The organism is Magnetococcales bacterium (assembly GCA_015228935.1).
Classification (GTDB): Bacteria; Pseudomonadota; Magnetococcia; order Magnetococcales; family DC0425bin3; genus HA3dbin3.
Genome location: JADGCO010000109.1, coordinates 1 through 12,567, shown reverse-complemented (window position 1 = coordinate 12,567; position 12,567 = coordinate 1). Strand labels below are relative to the sequence as shown.

The window sequence follows — 12,567 nt, the reverse complement described above, 5'->3', positions numbered from 1 at the left end:
GAGGAAGGGCTGTGCCCTTCCTCTTGGCGGGGTTTGGGGCGGAGCCCCAATAAAAAATCTTTCTTTCCAATTTTTTTATCCGAGGGTTAATGGACAGTCTCTCAGGATGTCCTGTGGAAATGTGGGCGGTTTCCGTACTCCGCCTGAATGGTATTCAAGCAATAATTGCGCCAATAAATCATAAGTATTTGAAAAACATGTGAAATAGATTCATCTGGCAAAATTTCCTGAAAAACCGGAACCTGGCAACATCCTGCACGATCTTATTGATGATAATAAAAGTGTTTTTGAAGGCAATGAAATTCTTGCAAACCCTGGCAGGGGGAGGGATTACCCCTCCGCCCCCCCAGGATTTTCATCCCAATTTTTCGTTTGCCCTTTACCAGACTCTACCAATGGCAGGGAAATTCACAGCCCTCAACCATGGCGGTTTTGAAAATCCTTCATGAAGGCAATCAGGGCATCGACGCCCGCTTCAGGCATGGCATTATAGATGGAAGCACGCATGCCTCCCACCGAGCGATGTCCTTTCAGGGAGACCAGTTTGGCTTTTTTGGCTTCTGCCAGGAAGGTATCGGTCAATTCCGGTTTGGCCAGGGTAAAGGGAACGTTCATCCGTGACCGACTCTCTTTTTCGGTCGGACAGAGATAGAAACCGGACTGGTCAATGGCCGCATACAGTTTGTCCGCCTTGCGAATGTTGTGTTTTTCGATGGCGGCCACCCCTCCCTGTTTTTTCACCCATTGCAGAACCAGGCCCAGAATGTAGATGGCATAGGCGGGCGGGGTGTTGAGCATGGATTGGTTTTCCGCCTGGACCTTGTAGTCCAGCATGGAAGGAAGACCGGTTTTGCGTCCCAGCAGATCCTCGCGCACAATGACCAGGGTCACACCACTGGGGCCCAGATTTTTCTGGGCACCGGCATAGATCAACCCATAACGTGACACATCGACCGGTCGGGACAGGATGTTGGAGGACATATCCGCCACCAGGGGAATATTGCCGGTGGTCGGGGTATAAAAATATTCGGTCCCGTAGATGGTATTGTTGGAGGTCATGTGGACGTAGGCGGCATCCGGAGACAGATTCAGCTCTTCCTGACGGGGAATCCGGGTAAAATTCACCTTTTCGGATGTGGCGGGATGGCGCACGCCGGAGGTGAACAATTTGGCTTCCTTGGCGGCCTTTTTCGACCAACTGCCGGTCAGGATGTAATCGGCCACCTGATCGGGCCGGGTGAGCAGATTCATGGGGACCATGGCAAATTGCAGGGTTGCCCCGCCTTGTTGGAACAACACCTTGTAATTGCCCGGAACTCCCATCAATTCGCGCACCAACTGCTCGGCCCCTTCAATGATGGCCAGGTACTCTTTGGAGCGGTGGCTCATTTCCATGACCGACATGCCGCTGCCCCGATAGTCCAACATGTCATCGCGTGCCTGCTCCAGGACCTCCAGGGGCAGAACTGCCGGACCGGCGCTGAAATTGTGGATACGACCCATGCCACTCCTCCTTGCCCAGTCGAACTGGGATGATATTCATGTCACGGGGCAGCTCGTGCCACCCCGTGGATTGGAAAAAGCTGTCAAAGTTCGCTGCCCACGGGGCAGCTCATGCCACCCCGTGGATTGGAAAAATCTGGCGAAGTTTGCTGTTCTTCAATGACCGGGGCGGTTTTTGATCAAATCCTGAACCACACCTGGTTCGGCCAAAGTCGTGGTATCTCCCAGGCTGTCCAGTTCATTGCTGGCAATCTTGCGCAAGATACGCCGCATGATTTTGCCGGAGCGGGTTTTGGGCAGGCCGGGTGACCATTGCAGGATATCGATGGTGGCCAGGGGTCCAATCTCCTTGCGCACAAGATCGATGAGTTCTTTTTTCAAGGCCGCATCGGGGGTGGTTCCATGGATCAGAGTCACGTAGGCATAGATGCCCGTTCCCTTGATATCGTGGGGATAGCCCACCACGGCAGCTTCGGATACCTTGGGATGCAACACCAGGGCACTTTCCACTTCGGCGGTTCCCAGCCGGTGCCCGGAAACATTGATGACATCATCCACTCGCCCGGTGATCCAGTAGTAACCATCGGCATCCCGGCGACAACCATCACCCGTAAAATATTTGCCCGGATAGGTGGAAAAATAGGTACTGATGAAACGTTCATGATCGCCATAGACGGTGCGCATCATGCCGGGCCAGGGAGCGGTCAGGACCAGATTGCCGCTACAGGCACCTTCCAGAACGGCACCCTGGGCATCGACGATTTCCGGGACCACACCAAAAAACGGGCGTGTTGCCGAGCCGGGTTTCAGGGCTGTGACCCCGGGCAGCGGGGTGATGAGGATGCCACCGGTTTCGGTCTGCCACCAGGTATCGACAACGGGACACCGTCTTTCGCCAACTTCGCGATGGTACCATTCCCAGGCTTCGGGATTGATCGGCTCACCAACCGATCCTAGAATGCGCAACGATTTGCGGCTGGTTTTTTTGACAAAATCATCTCCGGCGGCGATCAGGGAGCGAATGGCCGTGGGGGCTGTATAGAAAATATTGACCTGATGCTTGTCCACCACCTGCCAGAAGCGGGAAGCATCCGGATAGGTTGGAATTCCTTCAAACATCAATGTGATGGCACCATTGGCCAGGGGACCATAGACAATATAGGAGTGGCCCGTCACCCAACCGACGTCCGCTGTACACCAGTAGATGTCCCCGTCATGGTAATCGAAGACATATTTATGGGTCATGGCTGCATAGAGCAGATAACCGGCGGAGGTGTGCAACACCCCTTTGGGTTTGCCGGTGGATCCCGAAGTATAGAGGATAAACAATGGATCTTCGGAATCCATTTCCACAGCCGGACAGACAGCCGAGACCGCAGCCGTGGCCTCGTGATACCACACATCCCGATCCTTGACCCAATTGATATTGCCCCCGGTATGCTTCACCGTGAACACGGTATGAACGTTTGGACAATGGAGCAGGGCCTGATCGACATTTTGTCGCAAGGGAATTTTGCGCCCGCCACGCAGGCCTTCGTCCGCCGTCACCACCACGCGACAATCCGAATCCAGAATCCGGTCTTTCAGGGACTCGGGGGAAAACCCGCCAAACACCACCGAATGCACCGCACCAATCCTGGCGCAGGCGAGCATGGCCACTGCGGCTTCCGGGATCATGGGGAGGTAGATGGCTACCCGATCCCCTTTTTTGACACCGCGATTTTGCATGGCGTTGGCAAAACGGCACACCCGTTCGTGCAAATCCCGATAGGTGATTTTTTTCGAGAGATTCGGATCATCCGCTTCCCAGATGATGGCCACCTGATCTCCACGCTTGGCCAGATGCCGATCCAGACAGTTGCTGGAGACATTCAGTTTGCCCCCCTCGAACCACCGAAACCGCGCACGCACAAAATCGGCATCGAATACCCGATCCCAGGGTTTGATCCAATCCACGAAATGCCTGGCCTGCTCTGCCCAGAATCCCTCTGGATTCGTGATTGAACGTTGATACATTTCATGATATTGAGCTTCCTGGATCAGGGCACGCTGTGCCACTTCCGGTGAAACAGGATATACATGCTCTGTGGACATAAAAGCTGCCTCCAAGGTGAAGGAAACGAGGGATATACCCAGGGGGGATATGACACATCTACCCACCAATAACTCAAGCCTGTCGCGGGATTGTGGATGATCCCCGATTCATTCGCAAGATTTCAAATGATTGAAAAAATGATATGAACAAATGTAAATTCAATGTCCAGCTTTCGATTTGATGGATGTATCGAAAAGCACGAACCGTCTGCCAAGGATTGCTTTCTCCTGAAAAGGGAGTACATATTCAAAATACCCGGTTTTCCACCATGGAAGATGGTTGGCGCATCTCCTCGTCCGTTCGTGGTGAATCCAATCCCGCAAGGGGCATGATATCAGGGTGGCATCTCCCTCATTGAAAGGATGTCAAGGTCATGAAACGATTTTTTTTGTTCGGACCCCACAGCATGCTGTTGCTTGCCGGCTTGCTGGCCCTGCCGGAGGCAAGCCTGCTGGCCGGTGAAACCACGGATGATCCGCCAAAATTCAATTCAAGCGACAACAGAACCCAACAGGGTCCAAACCTGCCGCACCCCGCCAGAAATAATGTTTCCCAGCCAGACAAACCTCAATCCATGGAGCAGTATCGCCAGGCTGCAGAACGAGGTGATGCCACGGCCCAGGTTCATCTTGGCTTGTTGTACGCAGATGGGTGTGAAGGCACCCCGAAAGATGACAAAGAAGCCGTTGCATGGTTCCGCAAGGCCGCTGCGCAAGGTAACGCCAATGCCCAGTACAATCTGGGGGTGATGCTTGCCAGTGGTCGCGGTGTCTCCCGCAACGACCAGGAGGCCGCAGCACTGTTCCGCAAGGCGGCGGAGCAAGGATATGCCAGCGCGCAATACAATCTGGGCGTGATGCTTGCCAATGGCCGTGGTGTCCGACGGAACATGCCGGAGGCAGCAGCCTGGTATCACAAAGCGGCCAAACAAGGAACAGCCAGGGCACAGCAAAAACTGGGTATCCTGTACAACCAGGGCATCGGTTTGCCCAAGGATTCTAAAAAGGCCATGCATTGGTATCAACAGGCTGCTGCCCAGGGGGATGCCTTCTCTCAATACAATATGGGCGTCATTTACAGCCTCGGCAAGGTCGTTCCCGCAGATTTCATCCAGGCTTACATGTGGTTTGATCTGGCTGCCAGGCAGGGTGAGAGCCGGGCTGGCAAGAGACGGGACCTCCTCGTTAAACAGATGTCACCCGCCCAACTTGCCAAGGCCCAGGAATTGACCAAATCCTGGCAACCTTCGGGAAATCTCTCCAAAAAAGTTCCCTGAAAAGGCCCATACGATTCTCTATTGTTTTGCCTCAATTTTGGCCCACGAATCGCGCAGGGTGACGGTCCGGTTGAAAACGGGCTTGCCGGGTTGGGAATCCTGGGTATCGACACAAAAATATCCGAGTCGTTCGAACTGGAACCGACTGCCGGGCGTTGCCTGGGCAAGAGAAGCTTCCATGGGACAATCAGGAAGAATCTGCAATGAGTGGGGGTTCAGGGAAGCCTTGAAATCTGCTTCATCCTGGTCTTCACCAGGGTTGGGCTTGAGGAACAGGCGGTCATACAGGCGGACTTCATGCCGGACACAATGCCGGGCGGAAACCCAGTGGATCACCCCTTTGACCTTGCGACCAACGGGGTTGGCGTGCAGGGTGGCAGGATCATAGGTGCATCGCAGCTCGGTGATCAGACCGCTGACCGGATCCTTCACCACCTGGTGACAACGAATCACATAGGCATGGCGCAACCGGACCTCTCCCAGCAAGGCCAGACGTTTGAATTTGGGTGGGGCATCTTCCCGAAAATCGTCCCGTTCGATCAAGATTTCCCGACTGAAACCCAGGTCGCGGGTTCCCATGTCGGGATGGTTGGCATGGCAGGGAACCGTCAGGGTCTCTTCTTGTGTTTCCGGATAATTTTCCAGGACGACCCGCACCGGATCCAAAACCGCCATGGCCCGTGGTGCCCGTTCTTCCAGGTCATCACGCAGACAGTTTTCCAGCAGACTCATTTCCACCTTGTTGGGTGCCTTGGTGATACCGATGCGCCCACAAAACTCCCGGATGGATTCCGGGGTATACCCACGCCGCCGCAGTCCGGACAGGGTGGGCATGCGCGGATCATTCCAGCCTGACACCTCCTGCGAAGTGACCAGTTCATTGAGCTTGCGCTTGCTCATGACCGTGTATTCGAGGGAGAGGCGGGAAAATTCAATCTGGCGGGGGTGACACGGTGTAGCGAGCTGCTCCAAAACCCAATCATACAGGGGGCGGTGGTCTTCAAATTCCAGGGTACACAGGGAGTGGGTGATGCCTTCCAAGGCATCTGACAGACAGTGGGTGTAATCATACATGGGGTAGATGCACCAACGATCCCCGGTCTGATGGTGATGGGCATGGATGATCCGATACAGGATCGGATCGCGCAGGTTGATGTTGGGGGAGGCCATATCGATGCGTGCCCGCAACACGTGGGCACCATCCGGAAATTCCCCCGCCCGCATGCGCCGGAACAAGTCGAGATTTTCGGCCACGGATCGACTGCGGTAAGGGCTTTCCTGCCCCGGTTGGGTCAGGGTGCCCCGGTATGCACGCATCTGCTCCGCACTGAGGCTACAGACATAGGCCTTGCCTGCCTGGATCAGGGCCTCGGCATAGGTGTAGAGCTGGTCAAAATAATCCGAAGCAAAGTAGCGCCGCTCTCCAAAATCAAATCCCAACCACCGGACATCCTCTTCGATGGAACGGATATATTCCGGTTCCTCTTTGGTCGGGTTGGTGTCGTCGAAACGCAGATTGCAGTGTCCACCTGGATTTTCTGCGGCAATTCCAAAATTCAGGCAAATGGACTTGGCATGGCCGATATGCAGATAGCCATTGGGTTCCGGTGGAAAGCGGGTGACCACCTGGGTGTGCTTGCCGCTCCGTAACTCTTCGGCCACGATGGTCCGAATAAAATCAATCGGTTTGGCATCTTCCGGCTTGGTCATGGCGGTCATCTCTCCTTTTGGTCACGGTCCGTCCCTGATCTGGATAACGCTTCGTAAAATATACGTCTTGTTCCACCACGCCAACCCCTTTCCAGCAACGGGGTGGAATATATGTCAGGATCATGACGTTTGTCAAAATATCAACACCTGTCGCGCTGCTGTTTTTTCCATTGGTCCGATGGTCACCTGTCCCGTGTCTCTTTTCATATCTGGACACATTTTTGGGCGAGCCTGGTTCCGATCCAGTCTGGTGGCTGTTTTCCAGGTCAGGCGGACCGGGTTCAGGTCCTGTCTGGCAACTGTTTTTCTGGCCCATGAAAATATTTGGCCCGAATATTGCTCAATGCCTGTCAGCGTACCTTTTGACCCAGAATTGGCTGTAACTGACGTAAATAAAAATAAATAGAAAGGCTCCCCCCATGTCCACACAAACCGTCGATCTTGACAAGCTGGCCAAGGTTTTGAATCTGACCTTTGCTGACCGGGAAGGTGAAGTCCTCAATGCCACCCGGATGGCCATTCGCATGTTGAAAAACGCCCGGATGGATTTTAACGACATCTTCCGGATGTCACAGGTCTCCCCGCGTGATGAACAAGACAACAGCCTTGCCTTGCAGGTGGTCCGGAAAGAGTATGATACGCTGATCGACTCTCTCCACCGTGACTATGCCATGCGCATTGCCTCCCTGAACCGTCGTATTGCGCAGTTGAGCCAACAACCTGCGCAACCGCAACCCCAGGTTGCTGCGGCACCTGATACAAAAAATACGAAAGAGTATCAGGAAGAGATCAATGCCCTGCGGCGTCAGGTGGAATGGTGGAAGGCACGCAACAATCAGCAACTTGAAAAAGCCCAGGAAAAACACCGTCGCGAGGTTGACCATCTCAACCGTCGGCTCGATTTTTGGCGCAACTTTGCCACGGCACAACGCGCTTGAAGCAGGGCAGACGATCATCGGGCAGGATCGTCAACACCACGTCTCAATGCACACGATACAGGGCACTGCGATTCTCTGGCAGGATTGGGCACGTTACGGCATACCATGCACAATACAGGGCACTGCGATCCTCCGGCAGGATTGGCGATGCCATGGGCAGACACGCATGATACAGGGCGATGCAAGCATCTGGCAGGTTTGGTCATATCACAATCGTGCGTGAAGACACGGGGCGATACGACCACCTGGCAGAATCGGTAAAGAACGTGGAATATGGCTCAGGCTGAACGCGGATGCCGGATGCACATCAGCAGCCGTGAACGCTGTCGCTGAGTTCGACGAGAACCCGTTCCACTTCCTGCAATTCGCGCTCCTTGACGGCCATGTCGATTTTGACGTGCTGGATTGTATCGGCGATAAAATCGCGGATGACCTCCTGGTGTGGACCGGGCGGTATGTCGTGCAGTCGATCCTCGAAACTGCGCACGCGGCTTTGGGCGAAGTACAGTGTTTGCCCAAGGTGGACGGTCTGGCGTTGTCGATCCAGAATTTCTTCACGCACGTGGGCCAGTTTCATCTGCTGACCCTGGTCGAAATCCCGGGCGCGGCGATCCAGGTAGATCTGGTAGGCACTTTGAAAACGCGCCCAAAGGCGATTGTCATCCTCCTCGCCTGCCGAGGGAATACCACGCAGTTGGTTCATGATGCGGCGCAGAGTCTTGCCAGTGGTACGCCAATCCTGGGAATGGATCAGGCTTTCCGCAGTGCGCACGAGCATCTCCTTGCGGACCCGATTGATCACTCGAAACTTGAGATTGTCCTGCTCCTGTTCTTCCATATTATTGGGCAGCGCTCCTTTGGTTGACGGCATTGAGTTCTTCCTGCAAGGCTTGGCGGTCGAACCACCAATCGCCCAGCACCATGACCTCCAGGCCATCAATGACCTTGGGCAGGTAATAGTCCGGATTTTCCAGGCGATTGGCGTTGACCCAATCCTTGAATGCCTGGTTTCCTTCCGGGACTTTTTGAAATTCACAGATCAGATGCAGCATTTGCTGGGCCTGGGCCACGGCAAATTCGCGTTCCGGTTCGTTTCCCTTGCGGTGGCGGGCCAGAAAATAGGCCAGGGCGCCCATGGGGCCGGCAAGTTCATGTTGGGGACCGATGGTCATCACCACCTCACGCAGGGCTGTCACCACGGCAATGGCCGGGACATCGCTCTTGAGAGCCACCCAGGCACGTTGGGCCACGGCCTTGCTTGTGTGCGGAAAACGCCGACTCGTGGAGAGGTCGGTCAAAATTTTCAGCACTTCACCCCAGTTGCGCTCCTTGCCAAACCGGATCAAAAGCTGAAACTTTTCTTCCCAGGGTGATTCCTGCATGGCCGGGTTGGGCGTGGTCCCGGACGCCACCGGAGTGATGGGAATCGGAAAGGGGGGTGATTTTCGGGGTTCCGAGGGGCCGTGCATGGTCAATCACCTTTCAAAAAGTGCCTCAGTCGGTCCGGGTTTGACCGGCCAGGGTCAAGCGGTCCGGGTGTGGTCGGTCTGGGTTTGAAACAATTCCGGTGCCTGATGGCGCAGAAGGTAAATCTCGGCGACAATCGCCGCTGCATCCACCCTTTTGGCACGTTTGAGTCGTTTTGCCACCAGAGGAATTAAACGATTTCTTTGGTTGGTCGTCAACATCGAAAATTCAGGTGTGTCCAGGATCGGGGTAACCTGGCTTTCCAGCCAGGCCAGTCGTTCGGGTCCATCCGGAGAAATGGCAGAGGTCATGAGATCAGAGCCTTGTTCAGGTTGGATGTGTCAATGGGGTTTGTTCACCCACCAGGGAGCGGGAGCCTGGGCAGGATTGAACAGCCAGTCATCGGTTCCGATCAACGATTCCAGGAGATTGTTCAGGGACGGCAGGAGCTGGTTGACATCGTGCCACTGCGGATCACTGAGCCAGGCATCCAACTCATCGGGGGGTATTTCTCGGGCATCGGCACAGGCGGCGAGGAGCAGCAGGGCCTTGGTGCGTTCTTCGGTACTGGGCAGTTCATTTTCCTTGCAGCGCAGCAACAAGAGGGGTGCCGCTGCCGCCACCAAAAGACCTCCCGGGGATTCCGGCCCCAGTTCGTTGACCATCTCCGCGCAACGGTTCAACAAAATGTCGGGATAGACCGGTACCCGCAAGGCCAACCACAAGGCTTGTGCCCGGCCAGGGCGAATGGAATCCTTGTCCATGAAAGCATGATTGTTGACCACCGTGACCATATCCGACCAGGCACCAGCCCGTTCCAGACAAGAGATGGCCTGTAAATTCAGCCGGATTGCTTCGTCATGATCCTTGGCCTTGAAACAGATGAAGGCCATGTTGGCGAGTGTGTTGGCCTCGCCTTCCAGATCTCCGAGACTTTCCCGGATTTCCATGGCATGGCGGAACAGGACCATGGCCCGTTCGGCATCATCGGTCTGGGTGGCGAGCAGGGCCATCTGGTGGAGGGTGGTGGCCTCTCCGGCGCCATCGCCGGTATTCTGATACCCTTCCAACGCCTGACGGTAATAATCGAGTGCTTCAGTAAAACGACCGTCACGGGTGGCCTGGTTACCTTGCTTCAACAATTGCTCGCTGGGGCTTCGGTCATGGGGCATGGCTTTTTTCCTTTCGGAAGGGTGCCAGGTTGGCAAGGGGTTGCGGTCAATGTCGGATGACGGGAGAATCACCGATCAGGAGGGATTCCAGATGATCACCCAGATAAATGACCGTACCTTGTCGAAGATTTTCTGTCTGGTCGGTAAAGTCAAAGGTGTAAATGCGGCGAATGCACATTTGGCCATCAGGTGTACGCTTCAGACTCATGTGACAGATGGTGACGGTGTCGTCCAGGAGCTGCAAGGCCATCTCCGCGCACACCTGCCGGGCCAGATTCAGGGTGCGTTCCCTGGCCCGCATCTGAAAATACCAGATGACCACAATCAGGACCATCAGTTCGATGAGCAGGGACTCGGACATGGATGCGTCCACGGGTACGGGCATGAGATGTGTTCAGATATCAGCAACTCTGCTGTGTCCAGTGATCCTGCCGAGATTGGCGGTACTGCCGTGACTGGGACCAGTGGTACTGCCGTGACTGGGACCAGTGGTACTGCCGGAACCGGAACCGGTGGTCCAGCCAGATCCTGGACCGGCGGCTCTGCCGTAACCGGGGAAACTCTCTTCCCGGGCATCATGATACATCGAAGTCGCCAAAAAAGGAAAATGTTGCTGTTTCCCGGCCTGCTTTTTTGGATCTGGATCGTTTCCCTGCCGGTATGGGTCCGGGGTGTGGTGGCCCAGGAGCGTGCGGCCCAGGAGGCAGTGAGCCAACAGTCGGAAACCCGGGAGGCCGTGGACAGCACCCGGCAACGCATCACCCTGGCCATGACCGAGGAACCCCCGACCCTCAACAGCCTGAAGGCAACCGACCAGGTGAGTTTTTTTATTCTCAACCATACGGGGGAGGGGTTGGTGCGGTATGATTCTCTCAATCGCCTGATTCCCGGGGTGGCGGAAAGCTGGCAACTGGATGACAAGGGCGCGACTTTTCATTTGCGGCGTTCGGCTCGCTGGAGCGATGGCGCGCCGGTGACCGCCCATGATTTCGTGTTTGCCTGGCGTCTGGCCGTGGCCCCGGAGACCGCCTCCGAGTATGCCTTTTTCCTGTTTCCCATCCGCAACGCCCAGGCCATCAACAGTGGCGAACAACCCGTGACCAATCTCGGAGTCACCGCCGTAGATGACTACACTTTGCAGGTCACTTTTGCCAAACCTTGCAGCTATTTTCTGGGTCTGACCGCCTTTGCCACCTATTTTCCGATCCGGGAACATTTTTTTCGCAGCCGGGGCGAACGGTATGCCGCCGATGTGAACGATCTGCTTTTCAATGGTCCGTTTCGCCTGACCCGTTGGGTACATGGTGCCTCCCTGCGTCTGGAGCGCAATGAACTCTATTGGGATCGCGGGCAGATTCATCTGCGGGAGATTGACATTCCCTACATCACATCCAATACGAGTACCCTTTTCAATCTGTTCCGGGATGGCAAGATTGCCATGGCCGGTCTGGATGCCGAAACCCTGAGCGAGGCCTTGCGGCGCAAGTTTCGCATTCGGCGTTTTGCCGATGGTTCGGTGTTTTTCCTGGAATTCAATTTTCGTCCCGACCGGGTGACACGCAACCTGAACCTGCGCCGGGCCATCCAGTTGATTTTCGACCCCTCCGAGCTGGTGAACAAGGTGATTGGTCTGCCCGGAACCCTGCCGACCCCATCCCTTTTTCCAACCTGGCTCAAGGGAGAAAAAAGGCCGTTCCGGGAAGAGTATCCAGCCCCGCAACCTGCCGTGAATGCTTCCCTTGCCCGGGAGCATCTGGCCATTGCCAGACAAGAGCTTGGCTTGACGGAATTTCCGCCATTGGTATTCCTGACCGGCAGCAGTGACAACGCCGCCATGGAAGCGGAATATTTTCAGCATCTGTTCCAGCGTGAACTCGGTCTCCGGTTGCGTATTGACCGGCAAATATTCAAGCAGCGTCTGGCCCGCATGAGTGCGGGGCAGTTTGATATCGTCTCCACGGCCTGGGGTCCGGATTTTGATGATCCGCTCACCTTCGGGGATTTGTTTGCCTCCTGGAATCAGAACAACCGCGGACGCCATGTCAACCCTGAACTCGACCGGTGGGTGACAGCGGCCCAGGATGGAGTCACCCCGGCGGCCCGCATGCAGGCCTTTGCCAAAATCCAGGCGTTTCTCATCCAGGAGGTGGTCATTCTCCCCGAGTTTGAACGCAGCCTGATCTATGTCCAGAATCCCCGTCTCCAGGGGGTCGTCCGCCGCATTTTCGGGGGCGATCCGGATTATACCCGTGCCCGGGTGACAGGGGTGGAGACACCCTGAAAAGTCAATGCCTTCCGAAGTGATCTTGTAGACGTAAGCATATATTTTTAAAGTATTTTTTTGTTGTAATCATTTTATAAATATAGGTCCTTGACCCAATTTTCATATTGTGGGAGTATGCCCCG

The 12,567-nt window shown here is 55.3% G+C and carries 11 protein-coding genes; 3 read left to right on the top strand and 8 right to left on the bottom strand.

Features of this window, described 5'->3' with window-relative positions; genetic code table 11:
• Positions 1 to 417 precede the first annotated feature (417 nt).
• Entirely contained in the window at positions 418 to 1,503 is a 1,086-nt protein-coding gene (gene serC, locus HQL65_17900) for a 3-phosphoserine/phosphohydroxythreonine transaminase (GenBank protein ID MBF0138109.1), read from the bottom strand.
• Positions 1,504 to 1,659: 156 nt separating this feature from the next.
• The gene (gene acs, locus HQL65_17895; protein ID MBF0138108.1) at positions 1,660 to 3,597 is read right to left on the bottom strand and encodes an acetate--CoA ligase; all 1,938 of its coding nucleotides are present in this window, start codon (positions 3,595 to 3,597) and stop codon (positions 1,660 to 1,662) included.
• 374 nt (positions 3,598 to 3,971) lie between these two features.
• Here acs and HQL65_17890 point away from each other — a divergent pair, with 374 nt between their 5' ends.
• Positions 3,972 to 4,874: a sel1 repeat family protein gene (locus tag HQL65_17890; GenBank protein MBF0138107.1), complete on the top strand. Its 903-nt coding sequence runs from the start codon at positions 3,972 to 3,974 to the stop codon at positions 4,872 to 4,874.
• An 18-nt stretch (positions 4,875 to 4,892) separates the two neighbouring features.
• On the opposite strand, the gene HQL65_17885 is transcribed toward HQL65_17890, so the two are convergent.
• On the bottom strand, positions 4,893 to 6,584 hold the full coding sequence (locus HQL65_17885; GenBank protein ID MBF0138106.1) for a glutamine--tRNA ligase/YqeY domain fusion protein: 1,692 nt from the start codon (positions 6,582 to 6,584) through the stop codon (positions 4,893 to 4,895).
• 419 nt (positions 6,585 to 7,003) lie between these two features.
• On the opposite strand from HQL65_17885, the gene HQL65_17880 reads away from it, so the two are divergent.
• Positions 7,004 to 7,522: a hypothetical protein gene (locus HQL65_17880; protein ID MBF0138105.1), complete on the top strand. Its 519-nt coding sequence runs from the start codon at positions 7,004 to 7,006 to the stop codon at positions 7,520 to 7,522.
• Positions 7,523 to 7,829: 307 nt separating this feature from the next.
• On the opposite strand, the gene HQL65_17875 is transcribed toward HQL65_17880, so the two are convergent.
• Genes HQL65_17875 through HQL65_17855 form a run of 5 tightly spaced genes read right to left on the bottom strand, consistent with a single transcriptional unit; the run spans position 7,830 to position 10,522 of the window.
• Entirely contained in the window at positions 7,830 to 8,393 is a 564-nt protein-coding gene (locus HQL65_17875) for a hypothetical protein (GenBank protein MBF0138104.1), read from the bottom strand.
• Entirely contained in the window at positions 8,362 to 8,991 is a 630-nt protein-coding gene (locus HQL65_17870; protein MBF0138103.1) for a hypothetical protein, read from the bottom strand. Before HQL65_17870 ends, HQL65_17875 begins: the two co-directional genes overlap by 32 nt.
• A gap of 54 nt (positions 8,992 to 9,045) precedes the next feature.
• Positions 9,046 to 9,300, bottom strand: coding sequence for a hypothetical protein (locus tag HQL65_17865; GenBank protein ID MBF0138102.1), 255 nt, complete (start codon positions 9,298 to 9,300; stop codon positions 9,046 to 9,048).
• 30 nt (positions 9,301 to 9,330) lie between these two features.
• On the bottom strand, positions 9,331 to 10,161 hold the full coding sequence (locus HQL65_17860; GenBank protein MBF0138101.1) for a tetratricopeptide repeat protein: 831 nt from the start codon (positions 10,159 to 10,161) through the stop codon (positions 9,331 to 9,333).
• 46 nt (positions 10,162 to 10,207) lie between these two features.
• On the bottom strand, positions 10,208 to 10,522 hold the full coding sequence (locus tag HQL65_17855; protein MBF0138100.1) for a DUF3301 domain-containing protein: 315 nt from the start codon (positions 10,520 to 10,522) through the stop codon (positions 10,208 to 10,210).
• 27 nt (positions 10,523 to 10,549) lie between these two features.
• Here HQL65_17855 and HQL65_17850 point away from each other — a divergent pair, with 27 nt between their 5' ends.
• Positions 10,550 to 12,442, top strand: coding sequence for a peptide ABC transporter substrate-binding protein (locus HQL65_17850; GenBank protein MBF0138099.1), 1,893 nt, complete (start codon positions 10,550 to 10,552; stop codon positions 12,440 to 12,442).
• Positions 12,443 to 12,567 lie beyond the last annotated feature (125 nt).

Bases quoted from the DNA above. Each gene is read 5' to 3' on its own strand.
- HQL65_17855 (MBF0138100.1), bottom strand. From the start codon at position 10,522: ATGTCCGAGTCCCTGCTCATCGAACTGATGGTCCTGATTGTGGTCATC.
- HQL65_17885 (MBF0138106.1), bottom strand. From the start codon at position 6,584: ATGACCAAGCCGGAAGATGCCAAACCGATTGATTTTATTCGGACCATC.
- HQL65_17865 (MBF0138102.1), bottom strand. From the start codon at position 9,300: ATGACCTCTGCCATTTCTCCGGATGGACCCGAACGACTGGCCTGGCTG.
- acs (MBF0138108.1), bottom strand. From the start codon at position 3,597: ATGTCCACAGAGCATGTATATCCTGTTTCACCGGAAGTGGCACAGCGT.
- HQL65_17875 (MBF0138104.1), bottom strand. From the start codon at position 8,393: ATGCCGTCAACCAAAGGAGCGCTGCCCAATAATATGGAAGAACAGGAG.
- serC (MBF0138109.1), bottom strand. From the start codon at position 1,503: ATGGGTCGTATCCACAATTTCAGCGCCGGTCCGGCAGTTCTGCCCCTG.
- HQL65_17850 (MBF0138099.1), top strand. From the start codon at position 10,550: ATGTGTTCAGATATCAGCAACTCTGCTGTGTCCAGTGATCCTGCCGAG.
- HQL65_17870 (MBF0138103.1), bottom strand. From the start codon at position 8,991: ATGCACGGCCCCTCGGAACCCCGAAAATCACCCCCCTTTCCGATTCCC.
- HQL65_17890 (MBF0138107.1), top strand. From the start codon at position 3,972: ATGAAACGATTTTTTTTGTTCGGACCCCACAGCATGCTGTTGCTTGCC.
- HQL65_17880 (MBF0138105.1), top strand. From the start codon at position 7,004: ATGTCCACACAAACCGTCGATCTTGACAAGCTGGCCAAGGTTTTGAAT.
- HQL65_17860 (MBF0138101.1), bottom strand. From the start codon at position 10,161: ATGCCCCATGACCGAAGCCCCAGCGAGCAATTGTTGAAGCAAGGTAAC.